Source organism: Streptomyces sp. NPDC001530, assembly GCF_042894545.1.
GTDB lineage: Bacteria > Actinomycetota > Actinomycetes > Streptomycetales > Streptomycetaceae > Streptomyces.
This window is the reverse complement of the sequence record NZ_JBIAVS010000006.1, coordinates 280,482-304,140: the sequence shown is the minus strand read 5'-3', so window position 1 is coordinate 304,140 and position 23,659 is coordinate 280,482. Positions and strand designations below refer to the sequence as shown.

General features: G+C 70.7%; 22 protein-coding genes and 6 tRNA genes. 10 read left to right on the top strand and 18 right to left on the bottom strand.

The window, feature by feature from the left end; genetic code table 11:
• The first annotated feature begins 16 nt into the window (after positions 1-16).
• The gene (locus ACFY0T_RS14275) at positions 17-2,467 is read left to right on the top strand and encodes an SCO7613 C-terminal domain-containing membrane protein (RefSeq protein WP_388868957.1); all 2,451 of its coding nucleotides are present in this window, start codon (positions 17-19) and stop codon (positions 2,465-2,467) included.
• Positions 2,468-2,531: 64 nt separating this feature from the next.
• Here ACFY0T_RS14275 and ACFY0T_RS14270 read toward each other — a convergent pair whose 3' ends face one another.
• From ACFY0T_RS14270 to ACFY0T_RS14240, 7 genes are all read right to left on the bottom strand, one after another.
• Positions 2,532-5,267: a Tat pathway signal sequence domain protein gene (locus tag ACFY0T_RS14270; protein WP_388868954.1), complete on the bottom strand. Its 2,736-nt coding sequence runs from the start codon at positions 5,265-5,267 to the stop codon at positions 2,532-2,534.
• 87 nt (positions 5,268-5,354) lie between these two features.
• Positions 5,355-5,993 (bottom strand): hypothetical protein, encoded by a 639-nt coding sequence (locus tag ACFY0T_RS14265; RefSeq protein ID WP_388868951.1) that lies wholly within the window; start codon positions 5,991-5,993, stop codon positions 5,355-5,357.
• Between the two features lie 8 nt (positions 5,994-6,001).
• Positions 6,002-6,901, bottom strand: coding sequence for a carbohydrate ABC transporter permease (locus tag ACFY0T_RS14260; protein WP_388868948.1), 900 nt, complete (start codon positions 6,899-6,901; stop codon positions 6,002-6,004).
• Positions 6,898-7,899: a carbohydrate ABC transporter permease gene (locus tag ACFY0T_RS14255; protein ID WP_388868945.1), complete on the bottom strand. Its 1,002-nt coding sequence runs from the start codon at positions 7,897-7,899 to the stop codon at positions 6,898-6,900. Before ACFY0T_RS14255 ends, ACFY0T_RS14260 begins: the two co-directional genes overlap by 4 nt.
• Positions 7,899-9,221: an ABC transporter substrate-binding protein gene (locus ACFY0T_RS14250; protein WP_388869399.1), complete on the bottom strand. Its 1,323-nt coding sequence runs from the start codon at positions 9,219-9,221 to the stop codon at positions 7,899-7,901. Before ACFY0T_RS14250 ends, ACFY0T_RS14255 begins: the two co-directional genes overlap by 1 nt.
• 839 nt (positions 9,222-10,060) lie before the next feature.
• Positions 10,061-10,132 (bottom strand) — tRNA-Val (locus tag ACFY0T_RS14245).
• A gap of 83 nt (positions 10,133-10,215) precedes the next feature.
• The gene (locus tag ACFY0T_RS14240; protein WP_388868942.1) at positions 10,216-10,650 is read right to left on the bottom strand and encodes a TIGR02611 family protein; all 435 of its coding nucleotides are present in this window, start codon (positions 10,648-10,650) and stop codon (positions 10,216-10,218) included.
• Between the two features lie 191 nt (positions 10,651-10,841).
• Between ACFY0T_RS14240 and ACFY0T_RS14235 the strand changes: the two genes are divergently transcribed.
• Positions 10,842-11,255 (top strand): SsgA family sporulation/cell division regulator, encoded by a 414-nt coding sequence (locus ACFY0T_RS14235; protein WP_003959770.1) that lies wholly within the window; start codon positions 10,842-10,844, stop codon positions 11,253-11,255.
• Between the two features lie 342 nt (positions 11,256-11,597).
• Entirely contained in the window at positions 11,598-12,155 is a 558-nt protein-coding gene (locus tag ACFY0T_RS14230) for a CGNR zinc finger domain-containing protein (protein WP_388868939.1), read from the top strand.
• An 86-nt stretch (positions 12,156-12,241) separates the two neighbouring features.
• Here ACFY0T_RS14230 and ACFY0T_RS14225 read toward each other — a convergent pair whose 3' ends face one another.
• On the bottom strand, positions 12,242-12,394 hold the full coding sequence (locus tag ACFY0T_RS14225) for a hypothetical protein (protein ID WP_388868936.1): 153 nt from the start codon (positions 12,392-12,394) through the stop codon (positions 12,242-12,244).
• Between the two features lie 166 nt (positions 12,395-12,560).
• The gene (locus tag ACFY0T_RS14220; RefSeq protein ID WP_388868933.1) at positions 12,561-13,004 is read right to left on the bottom strand and encodes a hypothetical protein; all 444 of its coding nucleotides are present in this window, start codon (positions 13,002-13,004) and stop codon (positions 12,561-12,563) included.
• Positions 13,005-13,207: 203 nt separating this feature from the next.
• Between ACFY0T_RS14220 and ACFY0T_RS14215 the strand changes: the two genes are divergently transcribed.
• Complete coding sequence (locus tag ACFY0T_RS14215; protein ID WP_388868930.1) at positions 13,208-13,732, top strand: DsbA family protein; 525 nt, start codon at positions 13,208-13,210, stop codon at positions 13,730-13,732.
• A gap of 3 nt (positions 13,733-13,735) precedes the next feature.
• Here the strand turns inward: ACFY0T_RS14215 and ACFY0T_RS14210 are convergent, their stop codons facing one another.
• From ACFY0T_RS14210 to ACFY0T_RS14200, 3 genes are read right to left on the bottom strand one after another with little or no spacing between them, the layout of a single operon-like run.
• Positions 13,736-14,560, bottom strand: a complete 825-nt coding sequence (locus ACFY0T_RS14210; protein WP_388868927.1) for a GNAT family N-acetyltransferase — start codon at positions 14,558-14,560, stop codon at positions 13,736-13,738.
• A 60-nt stretch (positions 14,561-14,620) separates the two neighbouring features.
• Positions 14,621-15,442, bottom strand: coding sequence for an aminotransferase class IV (locus tag ACFY0T_RS14205; RefSeq protein ID WP_388868924.1), 822 nt, complete (start codon positions 15,440-15,442; stop codon positions 14,621-14,623).
• Positions 15,439-16,482 carry a chorismate-binding protein gene (locus ACFY0T_RS14200; protein ID WP_388868921.1) on the bottom strand — a complete coding sequence of 348 codons (1,044 nt, stop codon included), beginning with the start codon at positions 16,480-16,482 and terminating at the stop codon, positions 15,439-15,441. Before ACFY0T_RS14200 ends, ACFY0T_RS14205 begins: the two co-directional genes overlap by 4 nt.
• 156 nt (positions 16,483-16,638) lie before the next feature.
• Here ACFY0T_RS14200 and ACFY0T_RS14195 point away from each other — a divergent pair.
• The 5 genes from ACFY0T_RS14195 to ACFY0T_RS14175 all read left to right on the top strand — a co-directional run bounded on the left by ACFY0T_RS14195 (position 16,639) and on the right by ACFY0T_RS14175 (position 17,133).
• A tRNA-Gly gene (locus ACFY0T_RS14195) sits at positions 16,639-16,711 on the top strand.
• Between the two features lie 39 nt (positions 16,712-16,750).
• Positions 16,751-16,824, top strand: a tRNA-Cys gene (locus ACFY0T_RS14190).
• A 1-nt stretch (position 16,825) separates the two neighbouring features.
• A tRNA-Val gene (locus ACFY0T_RS14185) sits at positions 16,826-16,897 on the top strand.
• A gap of 37 nt (positions 16,898-16,934) precedes the next feature.
• A tRNA-Val gene (locus tag ACFY0T_RS14180) sits at positions 16,935-17,006 on the top strand.
• Between the two features lie 52 nt (positions 17,007-17,058).
• Positions 17,059-17,133 (top strand) — tRNA-Val (locus tag ACFY0T_RS14175).
• 128 nt (positions 17,134-17,261) lie between these two features.
• On the opposite strand, the gene ACFY0T_RS14170 is transcribed toward ACFY0T_RS14175, so the two are convergent.
• The 4 genes from ACFY0T_RS14170 to ACFY0T_RS14155 form a co-directional block, all read right to left on the bottom strand.
• Positions 17,262-17,552 carry a zf-TFIIB domain-containing protein gene (locus tag ACFY0T_RS14170; RefSeq protein WP_388868918.1) on the bottom strand — a complete coding sequence of 97 codons (291 nt, stop codon included), beginning with the start codon at positions 17,550-17,552 and terminating at the stop codon, positions 17,262-17,264.
• A gap of 74 nt (positions 17,553-17,626) precedes the next feature.
• The gene (locus ACFY0T_RS14165) at positions 17,627-18,568 is read right to left on the bottom strand and encodes a phosphotransferase family protein (RefSeq protein ID WP_388868915.1); all 942 of its coding nucleotides are present in this window, start codon (positions 18,566-18,568) and stop codon (positions 17,627-17,629) included.
• Positions 18,569-19,042: 474 nt separating this feature from the next.
• Positions 19,043-19,252: a hypothetical protein gene (locus tag ACFY0T_RS14160; protein WP_388868913.1), complete on the bottom strand. Its 210-nt coding sequence runs from the start codon at positions 19,250-19,252 to the stop codon at positions 19,043-19,045.
• A gap of 199 nt (positions 19,253-19,451) precedes the next feature.
• Positions 19,452-19,727 carry a hypothetical protein gene (locus tag ACFY0T_RS14155; RefSeq protein ID WP_060902353.1) on the bottom strand — a complete coding sequence of 92 codons (276 nt, stop codon included), beginning with the start codon at positions 19,725-19,727 and terminating at the stop codon, positions 19,452-19,454.
• A 196-nt stretch (positions 19,728-19,923) separates the two neighbouring features.
• Here ACFY0T_RS14155 and ACFY0T_RS14150 point away from each other — a divergent pair, with 196 nt between their 5' ends.
• Positions 19,924-21,237: a serine/threonine-protein kinase gene (locus tag ACFY0T_RS14150; protein ID WP_388869397.1), complete on the top strand. Its 1,314-nt coding sequence runs from the start codon at positions 19,924-19,926 to the stop codon at positions 21,235-21,237.
• On the opposite strand, the gene ACFY0T_RS14145 is transcribed toward ACFY0T_RS14150, so the two are convergent.
• A complete protein-coding gene (locus ACFY0T_RS14145) occupies positions 21,234-22,052 on the bottom strand; it encodes a TrmH family RNA methyltransferase (protein WP_388868910.1) in 819 nt (272 codons plus the stop codon). The genes ACFY0T_RS14150 and ACFY0T_RS14145 overlap by 4 nt on opposite strands.
• A gap of 64 nt (positions 22,053-22,116) precedes the next feature.
• Positions 22,117-23,361 (bottom strand): uroporphyrinogen-III C-methyltransferase, encoded by a 1,245-nt coding sequence (gene cobA, locus ACFY0T_RS14140; protein WP_388868907.1) that lies wholly within the window; start codon positions 23,359-23,361, stop codon positions 22,117-22,119.
• Between the last annotated feature and the right edge of the window lie 298 nt (positions 23,362-23,659).

Genomic DNA, 23,659 nt, shown 5'->3' with positions numbered 1-23,659 from the left:
GACCACACTCCGGAGCATGACCCACATTCCGCCCCCGGCCGAGGAGTTGCGGCTCCTCGACGCCGAGCTGCGGCAACTCGACGCGCGCCGGGCCATATTGCTGGCCCGCCGCGCCTGGCTGATCACCACCCTCCAGCCGCCGCCCGGGCCGCACGGCCCGCAGGCCGCCCCCGCGCGCCGGCCCGAGACCACGGCACCCGGCGTGCAGAACGTACTCCTGCTGCTCGGCGGCATCCTGCTGACCGTGGCCGCCGTCGCGTTCACGGTCGTCAGCTGGGGGCACCTGGGGATCGCCGGGCGGGCCCTGGTCCTCGGCGCGGTGACGCTGGCCGCGCTCGGCACGCCCGCGCTCCTCCTCGGGCGGGGGCTGCGCTCGACCGCCGAGTCGGTGGCGGGGCTCGGCCTCGCGCTGACGGTGCTGGATGTCTACGCGCTGCACGAGGTCGCGCTGCCGGACACCGACGGCCTCGGGTACGCGGCGATCGCGTCGGCGGTGCTGGCCGTGGTGTGGACGGCGTACGGCCTCGCGCTGGGCGGACTGCCCAGTCCCCTCGCCACCACGGGCCTACGGCTGCGCCGCCCGGCCACCACCACGGGTCTGCGGCTGCCCCGCCCGGCCACCGCCACTGCCAACGGCCTGCGGCTCCCGCTCCCCGCCGCCCTGGCCACGGCCCAGCTCCCGCTGCTCCTCATGGCGGTGGCGGCGGACGCGGGTGCCCGCACCGTCACGGCCGCGCTGCTGGTGACGGCCGCTTTCGACACGCTGGTCGCGCTCCGAATGCCCGTGAAGTCCCTCCGTGTGGTCGCCGCCGTCGGCGCGTACGGCATGGGCGGCTGGGGCACCTTTGCCGCCGGTTGGCTGTCCTGGACGGCCTCCGGCCCGAGCGCCGCCGCCCGTGCGGCGGCGCTCCTCCTCCTTGCCGCGGCGATCGCCCTGGCGGCGGCGTGGCACACCCCGAGGCCGAACGTCGCGACCGGCACGGCCGTCGCGGGCGGTCTCATCACCGTCGTCGGACTCGGCGGCGTCCTGCGCGCGTCGCTGCCCGACGACTGGACGGTTCCGGGCTATCTGGTGTGCGGTGTCGCCCTGTTGGCCGTCGTGCGCACCGGCTTTCCGGAGCCGCTGCGGCGCGGCCTCGCGTGGGCCTCCGGCTCCGTGCAGGCCCTGGCGGTGATGTGGGCACTGCCGCTGGTCGCCGTCGCTCTGCTGGGCCCGGTCGGCTGGGCGGAGAAGATCTGGTCCGGCGCCCCGGCGACCGCCCGGGACGCGGTGACGATCGACGTGCCCTGGCCCGCCGACGCGGCCACGGCACCTCTTGTCCTCGCGCTCGTCGCCGGAGTCCTGGTGGTGGCGGTCCGCGCCACGGACTGGCGCCCACAGGCTCTGACCTGCGCGCTGACGCTGATCTGGGCGACGGTGCTCGTCCTCCCGGCAATCCTCGAACTCCCCTATGCCGTAGGGCTGTTGGTGCAGGGCTGCACGACCGTGGCAGCCCTGGCGTACGCCCGCCCGTCGCGTCCTCAGACGGCCCCGCTCCTGCTGGCCCTCCTCACCTCCCTCAGCCTGGCGTTCCTCTCGCTGGCCTCCGAGGGCGCGACGCTCACCGTCCTCGCCGTACTGGCCGCCCTGTTCGCGGCCGCCGCCTGGCGACCCGGCCTCGGCCCGGTCGCGGCGCCCGCCTCCCTGGCGTACGCCACCGCGCTGGCCTGCGCCGCTGGAGGGTCCCTCGGCTGGCAGCCGCAGCAGACCGCGCTGCTCGTCCTCGTGGTGCCGGTCGGCGCGGCCCTCCTCGCGGCGCGTCTGGGCGGCTCGTCCATGACCGTGCCGGTGGAGATCACCGGAGCCGCCGCGGGTCTGCTCGCCATCGGGCTCACGGTCACCGATCCGCCGATGCTGGCCCTGCTGATGGCCCTCTGCGGAGTGATCGCCGCGGGCACGGCCGTACGGGAGGACCGGCGGTCCGTCGGATACGCGGCCGCCGCCCTGTTCTTGCTGGCCACCTGGGTGCGACTGGCGGTCTGGGGGGTCGGCTCCCCGGAGGCGTACACGCTTCCGGTGACCGTCCCGGCGCTGCTCGTGGGGGCGCTCAGGCGCCGCAAGGACCCGGCGGTCTCGTCGTGGACGGCGTACGGGCCGGGCCTGTCGATCACCCTCGTGCCGAGCCTCGTCGCGGCGTGGGGCGACGCCCACTGGCTTCGCCCGCTGCTGCTCGGCGCGGCGGCACTCCTGGTCACCCTGGCGGGCGCCCGGCACCGCCTCCAGGCGCCGCTCGTGCTGGGCGGCACGGTGCTCACGCTGGACGCGCTGCACGAACTCGCCCCGTACCTCGTGCAGGTGGTCGACGCGCTCCCCCGTTGGGTGCCTCCCGCACTCGCCGGTCTGCTGCTGCTCGCGCTGGGTGCGACGTACGAGCAGCGGATCCGCGACGCGCGGCGAGTGCGGGAGGTGCTGGGGAGGATGAGCTGAGCGGCCCCGGGCAGTGAGGGTGCGTGCCGGGCGTGCCCGCACTTCCCCGGGGCCGCTTGGGCGCCTACGGCATCTTGTCGCCCAATAGCGCCAGGTTCTCGATGGCGGCCAGGCCGTACAACGCGGTGTCGTTCGTGTAGACCCAGTTGGCCTCGCTGCCGGGCACCAGCGTGACCGGGCCGCTCAGCTTCTCCGTCTTCCAGGGCGAGGACTCCGAGTAGCCGTCGGAGTTGTAGAACTTGCTCCACGCGCGCGTGGCGAGCTTCGCGTCGCCGGTCTGCACGGCGGCGTACGCGTCGAGGCGCGAGTGGCCCTGGAAGAGCAGCAGGGTGCCGAAGTTGGAGCCGTAGCGGGCCGCCTGTTCGGCCTTGGTGGCGTTGAAGTAGCGGCAGTAGTCGAGGTACGCGTCCTTGAACTTCGGCATGTCGACGAGGTCGATGAGCTCGGCGCACAGTTCGTTCAGGCCGAAGACCGCGGACAGGTGCGAGACGCCGACCACGGGTGTCGTGGCGATCGCGAACTTGCCGGTGTCCAGGTCGTAGAGCCCACTGCCCTGCACGAAGCCGTTGGGCTGAGCGGCGATGGTCTCCATCGTCGACAGCACGCGCGCCTTGGCCTTCTCCCACTTCGGGCCCTTGCGCTCCCACTCGGTGAGCCACGCCGACACGAGCCCGCTCCAGTCGGTGCCGAAGCCGATCGACAGTGCGTGCCGGTCGGGCGTGTACGGCTCGGTGCGGATCTTGCGGATCGGGTCGAGGACCAGGAACGTCTCGTCGGAGTCGACATTGGCGTGCATGAGGTCGCCGACGCGCTCGTCCGCGGTGAGGAAGTAGTAGTAGCGGCGGTACGTGGTGTTGGCGATGCGCTGCTGCTTGGCGCTGTCGGCGTAGTGCTGGACGCCGTGCCGGGTGCCGAGGCCCGCCCACTGGCCGAGGTGGTAGACGTCGACCTCGCCGGTGTGCCGGGTCATCGCCTCGGCGAAGCGGAAGATGTCCGCGCGGCCACTGCGGATGTACGCGAACCACAGCCAAAGGTCGGGCGACAGCTCGGAGTTGTCCCAGGCGTAGCCGCCCACGTCGTAGCGCCACTGGTGCCTGACCGGGTCGTACGAGTGCATGATGTCGCCGTAGTCCCAGAAGCCGTACCAACGACGCATCTCCACCTGGTCCTTGTAGTAGGTGAAGAGGAAGTCGAGGTGGTCCTCGATCCTGGCCTTGGCGGGCGTCGAGCGGTCGGGCTCGGAGTAGAGGCCGGGGCCGAAGACCTTCGCCTTGATGAGCTGCTGGGGCGGAGCGGCGAGCTGCGGCAACACCCTGACGGCTTCAACCTGTTCGGCGAGCTTCTCCGGTGTGGGCGTCGACTCGTTGGCCCAGAAGAGCAGTTCGGAGGTGCGGGCGATGCCGTACGGGGTGCCGAAGCCCGGTTCGTAGTCCTCGTAGGTGATGTTGAGGCCTTCGAGCTGTTCGGCGTACGTGTCCTGGCCCATGCCGTCGTGGTAGAAGCGCAGGTCCATGGGCTGTGCCTCGGGTGACCAGAGCCAGAGGGTGACCTCGGCCTCGTCGGTGTGGGCGTCGCGGATGTCGAGCTGCGCGGGGAACTTCTCCCAGAAGTCCCGGAGCCCGAAGGAGAATCCGCCGCTCGGCCCGCCGACGTAACCGAAGCCCGACGCGCGCCGTCCGCCGCCCGCGCCGATCCAGCCGTACCCCTTCTTCGTCCGCTTGCGCAGCGTGAAGCCGTCGGCGGAGAGCTGGGCGAGGGTGTAGTCGCCCCACTCGGGGATGTACTGCAGGCGTGTCGTCACCCGCTGGTCCCAGGTGGACGGGTCGGGCAGTTTCTCCCCCGCGAACTGCGCCGCCTGCACGGCCGCGCCCGGGTCACGGCGCAGTCCGGTGATGCCCTTGACCGCCTCCCGCAGCAGACCGGTCCCGTCGCCGCCGATGCGGATGTGCCGGTCGTACGCGGCATCCCGCATCGGCACGGCGAAGCGGACGCCCAGGCCGCGGATGAAGTCGCCGCTCGCCTTTCCCGGGTCCTGCGTCCCATCGAAGGTGATGGTGTGCACCATGCGGAAGGAGTCGGCGCCCGCGTAGAAGTACAGCCGGATCGAGAAGGGCAGCCAGCTCCGGTCGCCCCTGCGGTGCTTGCCGTCGATGCGGACGACGGCGCGGACCGGTCCGTCCTGCTCGACCTCGACCTCGGAGATCGCGCTCTCGAAGCGCTCGTACTTCTCCGCGCCCTGGTCCTCGTCCTCGATCTCCGGCTGGCGGATCAGGACGAGGCGTCCGTTCTTGGCGATCTCGGTGGAACCGCGGGTGACGGACTTGACCAGCGTCGAGCCGGACTTGCCGATCTTCGCGGTGATGACCCCGGTCGATATGTCGATGGTGCCGCCGCTCTTGTCGACGGTGACCTTCTTGTCGGGTGCGGCGGGATCCCCGGCGGTGAGCGTGAGCTTGCCCGCGTCCGAACTCACCGCGTGCGCGGTCCACTTGAGGGAGCCGTCCGGCCAGTACGCGATCGGCCAGGACTGCACGGGCACGGCCTTGCCGTCGGCGTCCGTCAGCGCGAAGGTCTGGTCCTCCTGGTACGCGCCCTTGGGCCAGGGCACGCCGACGGTGGAGCCGGGGGCGGCGCCGAGGCCGCCGTCCTCCAGCCAGTCGAGGGTCACCGGGGCCGCGTCCGCGGCCTCGGCTCTGGGTGCGGCCTGCGCGTTCGTGCTGCCCAGCGCCCAGCTGAACTGCGCGGCGGCTCCGGCGACGGCGGCCGCCTTGAGAAGGGACCTGCGGGGGATGGGAGACATGGCCTTTCCTTTCCGTGCGGGGAAGTCAGGGGCATGACAGAGAGGGGTACGACGCCGGTGGCGCCGACCTGTGCGTGGCGGGGTGGGTCAGCGGCGCCGGTACCGCTCCTCCACGGCGACGGCCGCCGCCGCGACGGCCCCCAGGACGGGGACCGCCAGCGGCGCGCTGAACCATGCGGAGGAGGCGACCACGGCCAGGCCGCCGACGAGCAGGAAGGACCCGGCGGGGTCGAGGACGGTGCGGCGCCCGGCGTTCGCGAGCAGCGCGCGCCAGGACGCACCCGGCTCCCAGACCGCCGCCGCGCGCAGTCCGGCGACGGCGAGGCCGATCAGCGCGAAGAGGCCGACGGCCCCGACGAGCGGCCCGCCCGGGATTCCGGCACGTACGGCCTGGACATCCACCCAGACCGCGGCCGCCGCGGCCCATCCGGCGAGCCCCGCGATCCAGCCGCCCCGGACAGCCGCCCGGAAGTCCGCGACGAACTCACGCCAGCCGCCGCCCTCATGGGCCGTGCAGCGCCGAAGATGCCGCGCGCCGGCGGCGAACGCGGCGGGATACGTGACGAGCGGCAGCGCGGCGACCGCGATCCACACGCCCGTCAGCAGGCACTCCGCGAACAGCGCGAACCTTCCCCAAGCTCTCGACTCCGCTCGAGCGGGGGAGGCCCCATTCGCGAGCACGGACTCCCGCGGCGTACCGCGTTCCTTGACACGTACCTGGCTCATCCCGCTCCTCAGCCCTTCAGGCCGGACGTGGCCATGCCGTCGATCAGGTAGCGCTGGAAGGCCAGGAAGAAGGCGAGTACAGGCAGGAGGGCGACGAGCGACATGGCGATCATGCCCCCGTAGTCAGCCACGCCTTCCTGGTCGACGAACATCTTCAGGCCGAGCGAGACCGTGTACTTGTCGGGCTCATTGAGGTAGATCAGCGGGCCCATGAAGTCGTTCCAGGAGTTGATGAAGGTGAAGATCGCGCTGGTGATCAGGGCCGGGCGGCACAGCGGGAGCACGATCGACCAGTAGATGCGCAGGTGTCCGCAGCCGTCGAGGCGCGCCGCCTCGTCGAGCTCCTTGGGCAGGTTGCGCATGAACTGCATCATCAGGAAGACGAAGAACGCCTCCGTGGCGAGGTACTTGCCGAGCAGCAGCGGCGTGTACGTGTTGATCATGTTCATGTTGCGGAACAGCACGTACTGCGGGATGAGCAGCACGTGGTACGGCAGCAGGAGCGTGCCGATCATCAGCGTGAAGAGCAGATTGCGGCCCGCGAATTTGATCTTGGAGAAGGCGTACGCCGTCAGCGAGCAGGACAGCAGGATCCCGATCACCGAACCGACGGCGAGGAAGAGCGAGTTGAGGAAGAACGTGGAGATCGAGATGTCCGCGATGCCCTCGGTCAGGCGCGTGTAGTTGGAGGTAATCGGGGAGCCGGGGAAGAGGTCCAGGCTGCCGACGATGTCTTCGCTCTTCTTGAAGGAGCCGCCGACGACCCAGAGCACGGGGTAGAGGATGACCGCGAGGATCGCGAGGGACCCGAGATGCCAGGCGAGCGAACCGGGCAGCCTGCGGCGGAAGTTGCCCGCCTTGGTCGACTGGGCCTGAACCGGCGTGACGTCCGTGACCTGCGCGCTCATCCGGCGCCCTCCTCGTAGTGCACCCAGCGCTTCTGGGACCAGAACAGCACCGCCGTCACCAGGGCGACCGCGACCAGCAGCATCCAGGCCATGGCGGACGCCAGGCCCATCCGGCTGTTCTCGAAGCCCTGGACGTAGAGGTAGCAGGTGTAGACCATCGAACCGTCCGCGGGCCCACAAGCATTGCCTCCGGCGCCGCCGCCGACGATGTACGCCGAGCTGAAGATCTGGAAGGAGTGGATGGTTTCCAGCAGGACGTTGAAGAAGAGGACCGGGGAGATCATTGGCAGGGTGATGTTCCAGAACCGGCGCAGCTTGCCCGCCCCGTCGACCTCGGCCGCCTCGTACAGCTCGCGCGGGACCTGCTTGAGGCCGGCGAGGAAGATGACCATGGGGGCGCCGAACTGCCAGACGGTCAGCGCCACCAGACTGTAGATGATCATGTCCGGGTCGCCGGTCCAACCGCCGGCGTGCACCCCGAAGAGCTTCTGCGTACGGTCGACGATCGCGTCGTCCGAAAAGATCGCCTTCCACACGATGGCGACAGAGACGCTCGCCCCGATCAGAGAGGGCGCGTAGAACGCGGCCCGGTAGAAAGCCTGTCCGCGCCGCTTCTGGGCGAGGAGCAGCGCCACACCGAGGGCCGCGAGCAGCTTGAGTGGCGTACCGACGACGACGTACCACATCGTCACCTGCACCGAGTGGCGCCAGCGCGGGTCGGCGAACATCTCGGAGAAGTTGTCGAGGCCGATCCACTTGGGGGCGTCGAACAGGTTGTAGTCGGTGAACGCGAAGTAGAGCGACGCGATCATCGGGCCCGCTGTGAGCAGCAGGAACCCGGCGATCCAGGGGGACATGAAGAGATAGCCGGCCAGGTTCTCCCGGCGGCCCCGCCGCTTGAGGGCAGCGGGGCGCCCGGGGTCCACCGGACCGTGCCGCGGCTCGGAGTCCTTGGCCAGGACGTCCGTCGCAGAGGCGTGTGTCACGGTGGTTCCCATCAGCTGCCGAGAGCCGTCTTCGACTCGGTGAAGAACTGCTTGACGGCGTCGTCCACCGACCGCTTGCCCAGGCCGAGTTCCTCGGCGATGCGCAGGAACGCGGACTCACAGATGTCCGCACCGTTCGGGTGCGGGGTGATCGGCTCCAGAACGCCCGCCGCGACGAGGGACTCCTCGTAGGCGGCGATGTCCTTGCCGACCGTGTCGGTCGGCTTGTACGCGTCGTACTGCGCCTGTGTCGCGGGCACCCCACGGTCGTAGCCCATGATCTTGGCGACCTCGGGGTCGCGCACCATGAAGTCGATGAACTGGGCGACTTCCTTGGGGTGCTGGGTGCGCCTGGAGGCGCTGAGCATCAGGGAGCCGAGGTACTGGCCCGTGTGCTTCCCGTCCGTGGTGGGGATCGGGGCGAGGCCGTACTCGCTCTTTCCCTCGGCTGAATAGCGGACCGTGAAGTTGTCCCAGGTGAACTCGCCGCCCGCGAGCTCTGCGGAGACGGCGGACTTGGGCTTGATCTGGGCGACCTTCTTCGGGTCGGCGTAGACGCCCGACTCCACACCCTTCTTGGCCTTGGTCCACCACTCCTTGAGGTCCGCCTCGGTGAAGCCGAGGCCGTCCTCGGTGAAGAATGCCTTGCCGTTCTGACGCAGGTACAGGTCGTAGAGGTACATGACGCCGTACATGCCGCTGTCACCGGCACGTCCCGTCTTGTCGCGGATCTTCTTCATCGCCGCGTCGAAGTCGTCCCAGGTCCAGCCCTGCTTGGGCGTCACTCCCGCCTTGGTGTAAACGGGCTTGTCGATAACCAGGGCCATCGAGTTGGAACCAACCGGAACCCCGAGGAGCTTGCCGTCGACCACGCCGAATTTCTCCAGGCCGGCCCGGAAGCCGTCCATGGAGAGATTGCCCGCCTTCACCTGCTCATTGAGATCGAGCAGCACATTCTTCGCGTCATACTTGCGCAGGAATCCGATGGCATTCTGGAAAACATCCGGCGGATTGCCGCCGGAAGCCTGGGTGTTGAACTTCTTCCAGAAGTCGAGGTAAGGCTGGAAGTCCGTTTTCACCTTGATCTTCGGGTACTTCTTCTCAAAGAGTGCGATGGTCTGGTTGATCCGCTTGGCGCGGTCGTCGGCACCCCACCAGGCGTAACGGATCGTCACCGTCCCGTCCCCCGGGCCGCTGTCGCCTCCGCAGCCCGTCGTCGCGGCCAGCCCCAGCGTGGCCAGCGATGCTCCGGCTGCCTTGAGGACCGTCCGCCTCTCAACACTCCCGTTGTTTCCCACAGTCGGGCCTCCCCGCCACGTCGTCGCCGCCTGCATGAATCGTTTCAAGTAAGCGCTTGCTGGCACAAGGTACGGAGGGCTTTGGGGCGCGTCAATGATTCGGACAGGAATTGATGTGATGCGGTTCGGCTGCGCGACAGGGAGGGCGAGGGTGCGGTTCACTCGCGGGGGCGCGACCGTGCAGGTCCGGCGGGTGTGGTCGACCTGCCGAACAGGATGCGGCGAGTCGGGGCGATGGCGAGCGGGGCCGAAAACGACTGCGATTCAGGGGGGTTCGCGGTGGTGGGGTGGGGCTGGAGGGAGGCGGGGGGAACTGAGGGTGAGGGGTGAGGGTCCTCGGGCGGGAGCCCTGGCGCCGCGAACGGCTCGACGCGGGCAGGAGCCCAGGGGCCACGAACAGCTCGGCTTGGACGGGAGCCCAGGGGCCACGAACAGCTCGACTCGGACGCGAGCCCAGGGGCCACGAACAGCTCGACTCGGACGCGAGCCCAGAGGCCGCGAAGGGCATCGCTCGGGCTCAACGGTGGTGCCCAGGTGGGCCGTTCACGGGTTCCGAAACCGCGTACCGGAGTGCAGTTGACCAGCGACCGGGCACCTGGATCAGTGCAGGTCAGAAGGCCGGCGGCTCAGCAACCGTCCCTGGGCGCAGGGCACAGGCCGCGGCACTCCAGCGGTCAGGGGAACGCCTTGGGCGCGTCCCCAACGTCAACTCCAGCGCTTCCAGTGGACCGACGCCCCTACCCGCTCCCAGTGGACTCAACACCCCCAGGAGGTGTGGGTGGCGAAGCCCCCGCCGCGCGCGGCGAAGCCGCGCAGAAACGACGAAGGCGACCCGGTCCACGCATTCCGTGGATCTGGGTCGCCTATCGCGTTCGTGGGCGATACTGGGATCGAACCAGTGACCTCTTCGGTGTGAACGAAGCGCTCTCCCGCTGAGCTAATCGCCCGGGCGCAGGAAGAACATTACCCCATGTCAGGCGGTGGCTTCGACCAGCCGAGGGGCCTCAGGACGGCACCTGAGCGGACTCCGTCACTCCTTGATGTGCCAGGGCATCTCGAGGCCGAACTTCCAGACGTAGACGCCGACAAGGGCCGCGACGATCACGACGCCGATGGTCGTGAGGATGATGTTGCGACGCCGCACCTTGGGGTCGAGCGCCCGCTGGGTCGCCTCCGTGACCTTGCGCTTCGTCCAGCGGAGCACCAGCTGCGCCCAGACGAACTCGGTCGCCCAGATCGCCATGCCGCCGAAGATCACCAGCCAGCCCGGCCCCGGCAGCGGAAGCATGATCACGCCCGCGACGACCACCGCGAGCCCCACGATGAAAACGCCCACCTGCCAGCTCAGGTGCAGCGCCCGGCGCGCCTTGATGAATTCCGGCGCCCGCGACCCGAGCGCACGCTCGATCTTCGTCTGGTCCTCAGCCATGGCGACCTCGCCCGGCTCGTCACTCCCCGTATTCATACGGCCAAACCCTACCCGAGGGAAACCAGTCACCGGAATGGCCCTATCCGGCGAACGCGCTCTCGGCCGGATGAGTTACGTAAAGGCACGCAAAACACTCAGAGGGGTTTACAACGGCACCGTAGGTGGCATGTCGATTTCGCCGACGTGCGAATCCCCGAGCGCACACTGAGCGAAAGGCCCTGGCGCTTATGAACACCACGGTCAGCTGCGAGCTGCACCTGCGCCTCGTTGTGTCGAGCGAGTCCTCACTGCCTGTTCCCGCAGGACTGCGGTATGACACGGCCGATCCCTACGCCGTGCACGCCACCTTCCACACCGGAGCCGAGGAAACCGTCGAGTGGGTGTTCGCCCGCGACCTCCTCGCCGAGGGCCTGCACCGGCCCACCGGTACTGGCGACGTCCGAGTCTGGCCGTCCCGTAGCCATGGCCAGGGCGTCGTGTGCATCGCCCTGAGCTCCCCGGAGGGCGAGGCCCTGCTCGAGGCCCCGGCGCGGGCCCTGGAGTCCTTCCTCAAGCGAACAGACGCCGCCGTGCCCCCCGGCACGGAACACCGGCACTTCGATCTCGACACGGAGCTCTCACACATCCTGGCCGAGAGTTAGCGAGACACCACAGAGCCGCCCGGCGCCGTCCACTCGGGGAGACGGCTCGGGCCTAGACAACCGCATAGGGCACAACCGCATAAGGCACAACCGCATAAGGCACAACCGCACAAGGCACAAACACTGGCGCCGTCGCCGCGGACTTCCGTGGCGACGGCGCCAGTGTGCGCGCCCCGCACACCCGAACTCCCGACCCTCGCTCCCGCACACCCGATCCCCCATCCCTCGCTCCTCGGCGCCACGTCCCCACTCCCCGCGACCCGCTCTCCGCGCCGGGAAACCACTACCATCGGCCAGCATCGGGGCGGGCGCCCGCCCGACCCCCAGGCCAGGGAGCGAAACGTGCTGATCACCCACGACACCCGGTGCGCCCTCGACACCGTGGTGGATCTGGTGAACACCGCGCCGGAGGACGAGACGACCGACGGGCTCGCGGATGTCCCGTCCCTCGCCGATTTCGTACGAAAGCACGAGATCAGCGATGTCGGCGTGCTGTCGGAGCACGATCTCGCGGCCGTGCGCAAGGTGCGCGGCCGGTTCGCCGGGATCTTCGCCGCCGACGACCCGCGGACCGCCGCCGCGCTCATCAACGAACTGGTCGCCGCGGCGGGCACCACCCCCCGGCTCACCGACCACGACGGCTACGACTGGCATGTGCACTACTTCGCGCCGGGTGCCTCCGTCGCCGACCACCTCGCGGCCGACTGCGGAATGGCGCTGGCCTTCTTCGTGGTCGCCGGAGAGCAGGAGCGGCTGCGCCGCTGCGAGGCCCCGGACTGCCGGCGCGCCTTCGTCGACCTCTCCCGCAATCGCTCCCGCCGCTACTGCGACAGCCGCACCTGCGGGAACCGCCTCCACGTGGCCGCGTACCGGGCACGGCGGAAGGAAGCGGCGGGCTGACGGACGTATCGGCTGCATCGTCGACGCGAGGATGCGGCGGGCTGACGGAGCCCTCAGCGGGTGACGCCAGGGGCTCCGTGTACGGCTCAGAGCAGCAGCAGGTCGTGCAGCGAAGCCATGAGCAGCAGACAGCCGATCACCGCAAGGAAGATCATCAGCGGCGGCTGGGAGAGCGCGAAGAGACAACCACGCCGCTCCTTGGAGGGGGCGGCGGTGTCGCTCTGGGTTGTGTCCAGCATCTCGCGGCGATGATGGCGCAGCCGACGCCCCTTGCGCGATCAACACGCCCAGAAAATGCGGGAGTTCGCCGGATCATGCTAAGGGCGCGCTCGAACCTGAACGCTTCCGCGCACTCCACGGAACCCCCCGTGAAGCCTTGTGTCGTTTCAGTCGGTCATGTGCCGGTCATATGCCGTGCTTCTTCAGGATGGCTTCGATGTCACTGAAGTCGTCCCCGGAGCCGGTGGCACGGGGCGTCGCCGCGGGCCGGACGGCCGGGCGGGAGCCCTGGCCCAGCGAGGGCGCCGAGGCCGCGGGGGACACCGCCTCGCGCTGGGCGGCCTTCGCCGCCTTGCGCTCCTTCCGCGTCCCGCCACTGCGTCGCTCCACGGCCCGCGTGGTCATGAACAGCAGCCAGGCACCGCCGAGCACCACGAAGCCGGCCCACGCGGTCGGGCTGAACGCGGTGTCGGCCAGCCAGCCGACGACCCCGGTCATCACCAGGCCGACCGGCACCAGCGAGTAGGCGGCGATGCGGGTGGCCGCCAGGAAGCGCTTGCGGTAAGCCGTGACCGCGGCAATGCCCAGGCCGGCCGCGGAGACGGCGGAACAGACGGTCTCGGCAATCATCCGGTCCTCCAGGCAGGGCTCGGTCGGGCAGGGTCGGTTCGTCCCTTCCATCCTGCACCGCCCGACGCCCGGTGTGCCATGGTCCGGGCGGACCTCAGGGACATCTCCGGGTCGGCGTCCTCCCCAGGTCCCGGTCGCAGCACGGAAGGGGCGTCCCCGGTCCCGGTTGGGCCGCCCCCGCCGGGGCTGGGAGACTGGTCTCCATGAACGACTCCTCCTCCGCACGCCCGGCCGCCGCCGTCCTGGACGTCTGGTGCGAACTCCAGTGCCCCGACTGTCGTAGCGCCCTCGCCGACCTGCGCACGCTGCGCGCCCGCTACGGCGACCGTCTGGAGCTGCGGCTGCGGCACTTCCCCCTGGAGAAGCACAAGCACGCCTTCGCCGCCGCGCAGGCCGCCGAGGAGGCCGCGGAGCAGGGCCAGTCCTGGCCGTACGTCGAGGCGGTGCTCGGCCGCGTCGAGGAGCTGGACCGTAAGGGAGAACCCTTCCTGGTCGAGGTCGCCCGTGAACTCGGCCTGGACGCCGAGGAGTTCGACACGGCCCTGATCGACGGCCGGCACATCCTGATCGTCGACGCCGACCAGGCCGAGGGCAAGGCCATCGGCGTGACCGGCACCCCGACGTACGTCATCGGCGACGAACGCCTCGACGGCGGCAAGAGCCAGGAGGGCCTGCGCGAGCGCATCGAGGAGATCGCGGACCGGCTGCTGGCCGAGCAGGAGGCGTAGCGCCTACAGCAAGTTCTTGTAGAGGTGGTACATCGTCGTCTCGTAGCCGAGTGACTCATAGAGCCGCTCGGCCGGGGTGTTCCCCACGAAGACGTTGAGGGCGATACGGCTTCTCCCCGCGGCAACCGCCTGCGCTTCGGCCAGCAGCATGAGCGTACGGCCGTGCCCTTGACCGATGTGCGCATCGTCGACCCTGACGTCGTAGACGAATGCGGCCCCCTCGCGCTCGCCCAACCACAGGGTGCCCACCCGGTTCCCTTCGTGCTCCAGGACGCTGAACACCATGTTCTCGGTGGCCGGTCCTTGAGGCAGAAGCTGCCTGTGGGAGCGTTCCGACTTGGCGTACGCCTCGGTTTCCGGAACACCGCGACGGATCCAGTCCTGCGCGTAACTCTCCCTGCTGTGCCCGTCCCAGGTCCGGTACTCGTCCTCCGTCATGGGGCGGCCGTGGCTGCCGGTGCGCAACTCGGGCGGCGTGTCCGCGAGCGGCTTCTCCATCCAGCGGTTGCGGACGACGTACCCGAGCGCCTTGGTCAACCTGAAGGCGGCCTCGGCGCCGGCGGGAACCGAGACCTGCATCTGCCTGCAGCCCCAGCCACGCGCAACCTCCTCCGCGGCGAGCGCCGCCACGGTGCCCCGCCCGCGCCCACGGTCCGGCTCATCGATGCGGAGCTCGCGGATCAGGGCGACGAACGCCCCGAAGTTGGGGTCGGTCGCGAGGTGTACGGCACCGACAGGACGGCTGTTCACGCACACTTGGTAGCGGCGCGAACGCGTCCCGTCGGCGGCGTGCTGAAGCGGCTCGGTCGGCCGCAGGGTGGTGGTCATCACGGGTGTTCTACCCGCTGCGGACGCCGAGGTCAGCCGAAATAATTCGGGATGAAGCGCTCAGGGATCGAGGTCGTCCCCGGCTCGCTCGTCGAAGATCCGCATCGCCTTGGCGGTCACCGGGCCGGGCGCGCCCGGGAGTTCACGGGCGTCGACCCGGTGCGCGGCCTGCACATCGCGCAGCGTGGAGGTCAAAAAGACCTCCTCGGCGCGCTCCAGGACGTCCAGCGGCAGGTCGGTCTCCTTGGCGCCGGTCCACTCGACGGTGAGCGCGCGGGTGATGCCGGCGAGGCAGCCGGAGGCGATGGGCGGGGTGTGGATCTCGCCGTCGAGGACGACGAAGACGTTGGACCCCGTGCCCTCGCAGAGCTGACCGACCGTGTTGGCGAACAGCGCCTCGGACGCGCCCTGTTCGTGCGCGCGGGCGAGGGCGACGACGTTCTCCGCGTACGAGGTGGTCTTGAGGCCGGTCAGGGCGCCGCGCTCGTTGCGGGTCCAGGGGACGGTGATGACGGCCGTGGAGTCGGGGCGCCGGGTGGTCTCGCCGAGGGCGACGACGAGGGTCGGGCCGTGCTCGCCGCGGTCGGAGCCGAGCGGGCCGTGGCCACCGGTGTACGTGATGCGGAGCCGGCCGAGCGGCATCGGGTTGGCGTCCATGACCGCGGCGCAGGCGCGGCGCACCTCGTCGAGGTCGGGGTCGGGAAGGCCCAGGCCGCGGGCCGAGCGGGTCAGCCGGTCGAGGTGGCGGGTCAGCGCGAACGGCCGCCCGTCGACCGCCTTCACGGTCTCGAAGATGCCGTCGCCCACGGTCAGTCCGTGGTCGAAGACGGAGACGCGGGCGGTCTCGATGTCCTGCAGCCCGCCGTCGAGCCAGATCTTCACGTAAAAGTCCCTCCGCTTGCCTCGTACGTTCCCGACGCTACCGCGAGCAGTCGGGAGGCCTTCAGCTCGGTCTCCCGCCACTCCCCCTCGGGGTCCGAACCCCAGGTGATGCCCGCGCCCGTGCCGAACCGCAGGACCCCTTCCGCCCGGTCGATCCAGAAGGTGCGGATGCCGACGGCGAGCTGTCCGGTGCCACGGTCGGCGTCGACCCAGCCGATGCCTCCGCAGTACGGGCCGCGGGGCGCGGTCTCCAAGGCCTCGATGATCCGCAGGGCGCTGGACTTGGGCGCGCCGGTGACGGAGCCGGGCGGGAAGGCGGCGGCGAGGAGTTCGGGCCAGCCGGCGTCCTCGCGCAGCTCGCCGTGGACGGTGGAGACGAGATGGACCAGGCCTGGGTGCTTCTCGACGACGCACAGGTCGGGGACGGTCACGGTGCCGGTGGCGCAGACCCGGCCGATGTCGTTGCGGACGAGGTCCACGATCATCACGTTCTCGGCGTAGTCCTTCTCCAGGAGGTCCGCCTCGGTGCGCCCGGTGCCCTTGATCGGGCCCGACTCGACGATCCGGCCGTCGCGGCGCAGGAAGAGTTCGGGAGAGGCCGTGGCTATCTCGACGCCGTGCGCGGGCAGCCGGATCGTTCCTGCGTACGGTGCCGGATTGCCGCGGGCCAGCAGGGCCGTCAGCGCGTCCACGTCGGCGTCGGGCGCGACGGGCGCGGAGAGCACCCGGCAGAGGTTCGCCTGGTAGACCTCGCCGGCCGCGATGTGCTCGCGGATCCGCCGTACACCCGCGGTGTACGCGGCCCGGTCGAGGGACGAGTTCCAGTCATCGGCCGCCGGGCCCTGCCACCTCCCCGGCACCGGCGCGGGCACAGGCTCCTGCCGTACGTCCTGGAAGCGGGCGCAGATCAAACGCCCTTCGAAGTCGGCCGACACGGCCCAGAAGCCGGTCGAGTCCAGGGCCGCGGGGTCGCTGGTGACGTCGAGGAGACCGGTCGCGACGAGGCCACCGAAGCGGGCGAGAGGAGAGAGGTCGAGCACGCAGCCGAGTCTAGGGTGGGTGACCTGCGGGTGCCCTGACCATGTCCTTGAGCGGACAGAGCGCAGCACGCTGCACAAACGCGTTTTTGTGCTGGCCCCGGAATCCGCTAGAGTTCAACACGTCGCCGGGACGCGCAAGCGCAACGGAAACGACAAGCGGACGTAGCTCAGTTGGTAGAGCGCAACCTTGCCAAGGTTGAGGTCGCCAGTTCGAACCTGGTCGTCCGCTCGCAGGAAGTGGGGGATCTTCCCGAACCCCTACACTCCTGGTGGAGTGGCCGAGAGGCGAGGCAACGGCCTGCAAAGCCGTCTACACGGGTTCAAATCCCGTCTCCACCTCCAAGGACGATTAGCTCAGCGGGAGAGCGCTTCCCTGACACGGAAGAGGTCACTGGTTCAATCCCAGTATCGTCCACTGGATCTTCCCAGCACGTACGGCAAGATCCGAACCCGCGCGATTAGCTCAGCGGGAGAGCGCTTCCCTGACACGGAAGAGGTCACTGGTTCAATCCCAGTATCGCGCACGCAGTACTACACGCGTTACCGGCAGTACGCGTGGCTCTGGCCGCGTGACCTGCGCGATTAGCTCAGCGGGAGAGCGCTTCCCTGACACGGAAGAGGTCACTGGTTCAATCCCAGTATCGCGCACCAGCCGAAGCCCCGGCCGTCTCGTACGGTCGGGGCTTCGCCGTATCCATGACCGTCCGTACGTGCATGGCTGTATCCGTACGTACGCCGAAGGGGCCCCTCCGCTCAGGAAGAGGGGCCCCTTCGCTCGTTCAGGACGAGAAGAGCATGTGGCCGAAGCTCTTCTGGCGGTGGTGGCCGCCGTAGTGACCGCCGTGGCCTCCGTGCTGCGGGGCGCCCCAGGCGGGCGCGGGAGCGGACGGGTACGCCTGCGGGGCGGCCGGGGGCGGCGGCGCGGGCTGCGACCACTGGGACTCCAGGCGGGTCAGCGCCTCCAGCTCGCCGTAGTCGAGAAATATCCCGCGGCAGCCGCTGCACTGCTCGATCTGGACGCCATTGCGGTTGTACGTGTGCATCGGCGCATGGCACTTCGGACACTGCATGCTCGGCTCAACTCCTCGCCGGTCGGTACTGCTTCCGCCAGGACAGACTCCGCCCGGCTTCGGTCGGTTGCACCCTACGTCGCGAATCCGTGAGCCAACTCGGGCGGGACGGCGCCCATTCGGTCACAGGCGTCGATCACGGCCTGCTGCACCTCGTCCAACGGGTGCCCGGCGGCGACGGATTTGGCGATCGCCAGCGCCGCCGTCTGCACGGTGAGGGTGCGGGCCGCGACGTCCAGGGCGGGCCAGGGGTCGTCTTCGGCGGGGACGGCCGGGCCGCCCGCGCGTCGGTAGGCGGTCAGGAAGCGCAGCCACTCGTCGGGCGGGAGCAGGCCGCAGGCGTACCAGGCGGCGGGGCGGGCCAGGTCCCAGGCCGGGGTTCCGACGCCCAGGTCGTCGACGTCGATGAGGAGCCAGGGGCCGGTCCGGGCGGGGTGGCGGACGAGCTGGCCCAGGTGGAGGTCTCCGTGGCACAGGGTCGTGGCGTCCGGCATGGGGGCCTCGGCGCGGGCCCAGGCCGGGAGGCCGGCCCAGGCGCGCAGGACGGGGGCGGCGGCGGGGTGCGGGCCGGCCGCCCTGAGCCGGGCGATCGCGCGGGCCGCCTTGGCGGGGCCGCGCATGGGGGGCAGGCCGGGCGGCGCGGGGGTCCGGTGGAGGCGGGCCAGGAGGGTGGCGGCGGCCTCCCAGGGGGCCGCCTCGGGGTTCTCCGGGTCTACGGGGCTGCCGTACGGCCAGAAGGACACCAGGCGGCCATGGAGGTCGACGGGGGTGGGGGTCAGCGGAGGCAGGAGGATGCCGGGGAGCTCGGCGGCGACGGAGAGGCGGAGGGAGAGGTCCGCGGGGGTGCTGTCGGGGGCGTGGGCCTTGGCGACGGTGTCGCCGTGGCGGACGACGGTGCCGTCGTCGCGGTCGGCGAGGACCGCGTCCTTGACGCCGCAGGGGCAGGGGCCGGGTGCCGGGTGCACCGTGCCGCGCACCTTGGCGGTGAGTGCGGGCAGCAGGGTGTCTGCGGTCACGGGGCCCCCTGGGTGTGTACGACGTCTGGGGGTGAGCGTACGCAGGTGGGAGCCGCGGGGGGGCAGGGGCCTGGCGGGGTGGGGGCCCCGCGCGGGTGCGGGGTGCCCGGCGCGGGTGCGGGGTGCCCGGCGCGGGTGCGGGGTGCCCGGCGCGGGTGAGGTACCCGGCGCGGGTGCTGAGCTCGAGGGTGGTGTGCTTGCCGGCGCTTGCAGGGTGCCGCTGCGCCCACCCGTGCCGCCCCAGCGGCACGATTGCCCGCAGCTAGGGCGGGAGGGGTGGGGCCGCCGCCCCCAGGACGACGGCGAGCAACCAGGTTCGCGAGAGCGGCGCCGGTTTAGGCGCAAAAAGACGTAAATGCCCGCGCAGCTCCCCAGCTGCGCGGGCATTTGTGCCGTCCGCCGCACCCCCGTCCCCACGGGGTTTCATGGCCGGATGTCCCCGCCCGGACCGCTCTTCCGGGCCTGGGGCGCCGCTCAGCGCCCCAGCATCACGCCCACGGACGACGCTTGTGTGACCACTGCTTCCCAGCCGCCGAAGACGACTACGAGCAAGGCCGCCAAGGGAAGGACCATCGCTGTCGCCACCAACGGGTGGCGCTGACCCTGGCGGCGGGTGCCGAACGCGGCGCTGTACGCCCTGCGTCCCTGCGTGCGGAGCGCTGTCCGCGGTGCCGTGTGGGCCATGGTCCCTCTCCTGACCGAGCTTCTGTTGTGGTTGGCAGCGGCGGGTGTCTGACCTCGGGGGACGAGTGCTGCACCCGCCGCTTGACCTCAAATCTAGGCGCGCGGCGGAGGTGGGTCGTCATGCCCTCGTACCGATTGGCGGGCCTCCCGGAGGATGAGCGATGACCTGCGATGTACTCCCCTGGGTGGAGATGAGGACCTAGGTCTCAGGGTCTTCCCGGAGGGGGCGTCCGGTGTGCCCCGACTGTTCCGAGCTGTCCTCCCTGGGCACCGGCTGCTCCACCAGCGCGAGCACCCGCGTCGCCATGAAGCGGGCGGTGCGCACCACCGATCCGCTTCGGGTGACTTCGCTCACTTCCACGACACCTCGGCGTACCGCCGTCTCCACCCGGCGGCCCGCCCTGCTCGCCACCACCTCGTACGTCCGCGTCGTGTCCCCGGCGTCCACGACTATCTCCACACGGTCACCCTTCACGGGCCCAATCCCCCTTCTGCGACGGATGGTTGGGATCACAGGCCGCCCAAAGCGGTCCTGTTCACAAGCTCCCTGACCACCTTTCAAGTTTCCCACCCGGCACTGACAATCGATCGGGCCGAGAGGGCGCGGCCTCTGCGCGCACCCGGCCGCGGAAACGTAAGCTGTGGCTCGTCAAACGGACCGGGCAGCGGGGATGGACATGGCGATGATGCGCCTGAGGCGCGAGGACCCGCGTGTCGTCGGCTCGTTCAGGCTTCACAGACGGCTCGGCGCGGGCGGGATGGGCGTTGTCTACCTGGGCTCCGACCGGCGTGGCCAGCGGGTCGCGCTGAAGGTGATCCGACCGGATCTGGCGGAGGATCAGGAGTTCCGGTCGCGGTTCGCCCGCGAGGTCTCGGCGGCCCGACGCATCAGGGGCGGCTGCACGGCGCGGCTCGTCGCCGCCGATCTGGAGGCGGACCGGCCGTGGTTCGCCACGCAGTACGTGCCCGGGCCCTCCCTGCACGACAAGGTCGCCGAGGAGGGACCGCTGTCGGCCGCCGATGTCGCCTCCGTCGGTGCCGCCCTCTCCGAGGGGCTCGTCGCCGTGCACGAGGCCGGTGTCGTCCACCGTGATCTCAAGCCGTCCAACATCCTGCTGTCCCCGAAGGGGCCGCGGATCATCGACTTCGGCATCGCCTGGGCGACGGGGGCCTCGACACTCACGCATGTCGGTACGGCCGTCGGCTCGCCCGGCTTCCTCGCCCCCGAGCAGGTGCGCGGGGCCGCTGTCACGCCGGCCACGGATGTGTTCGCGCTCGGGGCCACGCTCGCGTACGCGGCGACGCAGGACTCGCCCTTCGGGCAAGGCAGTTCCGAAGTGATGCTCTACAGGGTGGTGCACGAGGAGCCCCAACTGCACGGCGTTCCGGACGCCCTGGCTCCGCTCGTACGCGCGTGTCTGGCGAAGGACCCCGAGGAGCGGCCCAGCACGCTCCAACTCTCCCTGCGGCTCAAGGAGATCGCGGCCCGCGAGGCACACGGCATGGCGGATGTACGGCCGCCCGCGCAGCGCACGGATCCCGACCGGCCGACGGGGCGGCTGGCCGAGCAGTACGCCGAGCAGCGCACCCAGCGGCGCCCGCAGGGCACTCCCCCGCCGCGCACGGGCGGGACGAACGGCGGCACGCGGTCGGGTTCGCGCCCGACGCCCGCCCGGAACACCGGCCGTTCCGGCAACCGGCCCGCGCCCCGCAGTGGTGCGGGGCGGCCGGGGCCGCGCACCACCGGCACGGGCCGGCGGCCCGCCAACCCGCGGCTGCTGCGCCAGCGGCTCTTCGTGTTCGTCGTGGTGACGCTCCTCGTCGCGCTCGGCATCGCGGCGGCGCAGGGGTGCCAGGGGCCGGCGCGCGGGCTGGACGACGGGGGCACGCGGAAGGACGTACGACAGGAGCAGTCGTACGAGCCGCTGCCGACCGGGGATCTGATGAGTCAGCAGTACCGGAGTGAGATGCGGCGCGACGGTTAGGGCTGTGGGCGGCCTGTCGCCACCGCGTAGAAGGCGACCGCGGCCGCCGCGCCCACGTTGAGCGAGTCGACGCCGTGGGCCATGGGGATACGGACCCATTCGTCCGCCGCCATCAGGGCCTGCGTGGACAGGCCGTCGCCCTCCGCGCCGAGCATCAGCGCGACCCGGTCCATGCGGTGCGGGGCCGCCTCGTCGAGGGACTTGGCCTTCTCGTCCGGGGTGAGGGCGAGCAGGGTGAAGCCGGCGTCGCGGACCGACTCCAGGCCCTTGGGCCAGGAGTCGAGACGCGCGTACGGGACCGAGAAGACCGCGCCCATCGAGACCTTCACGGAGCGGCGGTAGAGCGGGTCCGCGCAGTCCGGGGAGAGCAGGACGGCGTCCATGCCGAGGGCGGCTGCGGAGCGGAAGATCGCGCCGATGTTGGTGTGGTCGTTGACCGACTCCATGACGACGACCCGGCGCGCGGACTGCAGGAGTTCCTCGGCCGTCGGCAGCGGCTTGCGCTGCATCGAGGCGAGCGCGCCGCGGTGCACGTGATAGCCCGTGACCTGTTCGGCGAGCTCCGGGCTGACCGCGTAGACCGGGGCCGGGAGTTCGTCGATGACGTCGCGCATGACGTCGACCCACTTGGCGGAGAGCAGCATCGAGCGCATCTCGTACCCGGCGTCCTTGGCCCGTCTGATGACCTTCTCGCCCTCGGCGATGAACAGGCCTTCGGCGGGTTCGCGCTTGCGGCGCAACTCCACGTCGGTCAGGCCCGTGTAGTCGCGCAGACGCGGGTCGTCGGGGTTCTCAACGGTGATGAGATCGGCCACAGGGTGATACTGCCTTGTCCTGGGTGCGGTGCCAACGGCTGGGAACGGGTTGGGTTACCCGGGGTTACTCGGAAGCCTTCGGCGCGCTGTGCACGCCCACGTTCACGACCTCGCCGATGACGATCACGGCCGGGGGCTTCACGTCCTGCGTACGCACGGTCTCGGCGACCGTCGCCAGGGTCGCGTCGACGCGGCGCTGCGCGGCGGTCGTGCCCTCCTGGACCAGGGCGACGGGGGTGTCGGCCGGCTTGCCGTGTGCGATGAGGGTTTCGGCGATCCTGCCGATCTTGTCGACGCCCATGAGGACGACGAGGGTGCCGGTCAGCTTGGCCAGCGACGGCCAGTCGACCAGCGAGCGCTCGTCGTCAGGGGCGACATGGCCGCTGACCACGGTGAACTCATGTGCGACACCCCGGTGGGTGACCGGGATGCCCGCCGCGCCCGGGACCGAGATCGAGCTGGAGATGCCCGGGACGACCGTGCAGGAGATGCCCGCCTCGGCGAGTGCCTGGGCCTCCTCCATGCCGCGTCCGAAGACGAACGGGTCGCCGCCCTTGAGTCGTACGACGGACTTGCCCTGCTTGGCGTGCTCGATCAGCGCGTTGTTGATGGCTTCCTGGGCCATGTACCGGCCGTACGGGATCTTCGCCGCATCGATCACCTCGACGTGCGGCGGGAGTTCGGCGAGCAGGTCGCGCGGGCCGAGGCGGTCGGCGATGACCACGTCGGCCTCGGCGAGCAGGCGCCGGCCGCGGACCGTGATCAGGTCCGGGTCGCCGGGGCCGCCGCCGACCAGGGCGACGCCGGGGGTGCGGGTGCGGTGGTGGGGGGCCACGAGGGTGCCGTCGCGGAGGCCCTCGACCACGGCGTCGCGGATCGCCGCGGTGTGGCGGGGGTCGCGGCCACGGGCGTCCGTCGTGAGGATCGCGACCGTCACGCCCTCGCTGTGGCCCGTCGCCGGGGTCCACGCCGTCGCCGCGTCGGCGTCGTCCGAGCGGACGCACCAGACGCGGTAGCGCTCCGCTTCGATGGAGGCCTGCCTGTTCGCCTCGTGGTCGCTGGTGGCGATCAGGGCGTACCAGGCGTCGGCGAGGTCGCCGTCCTCGTACGGACGCTTCGTCCAGGTGATTTCGCCCGCGTCCGCCATCGCCTCTACGGAGGGGGTGGCCTCGGGGGAGACCAGGTGGACGTCCGCGCCTGCCGCGATGAGCGCCGGGAGGCGGCGCTGCGCCACCTGGCCGCCGCCGAGGACGACTACGCGGCGGCCGGTGAGGCGGAGGCCTACGGGGTAGGCGGGGTGTTCGGCCATGGGGGTGCGGCTCCCTCGTGCGGGGCGGTGCGGGGTGGGCCTCTGCGGCTCTGGAGTGGCCCTGACGTGCGGATTTTAAGGTGCTGGGCCGTGGGGGGCTGGGGTGGGGTGGGGTTTCTTTCCCCAAGCCCGCCCCTTCCCGGCTGTATCAATCATGCGGCTCCGCCGCAGGGGGGTCTGCCCCCGGCCCCCCAGCGCGCAGGCCGGTGGGCGGCTGTGCCCACCCTCCCCCAAGCTCTCGGCTGCGCTCGAGCAGGGGTGACCCCCATCGCCCGAGCGGATCGACTGCCCACAGCCT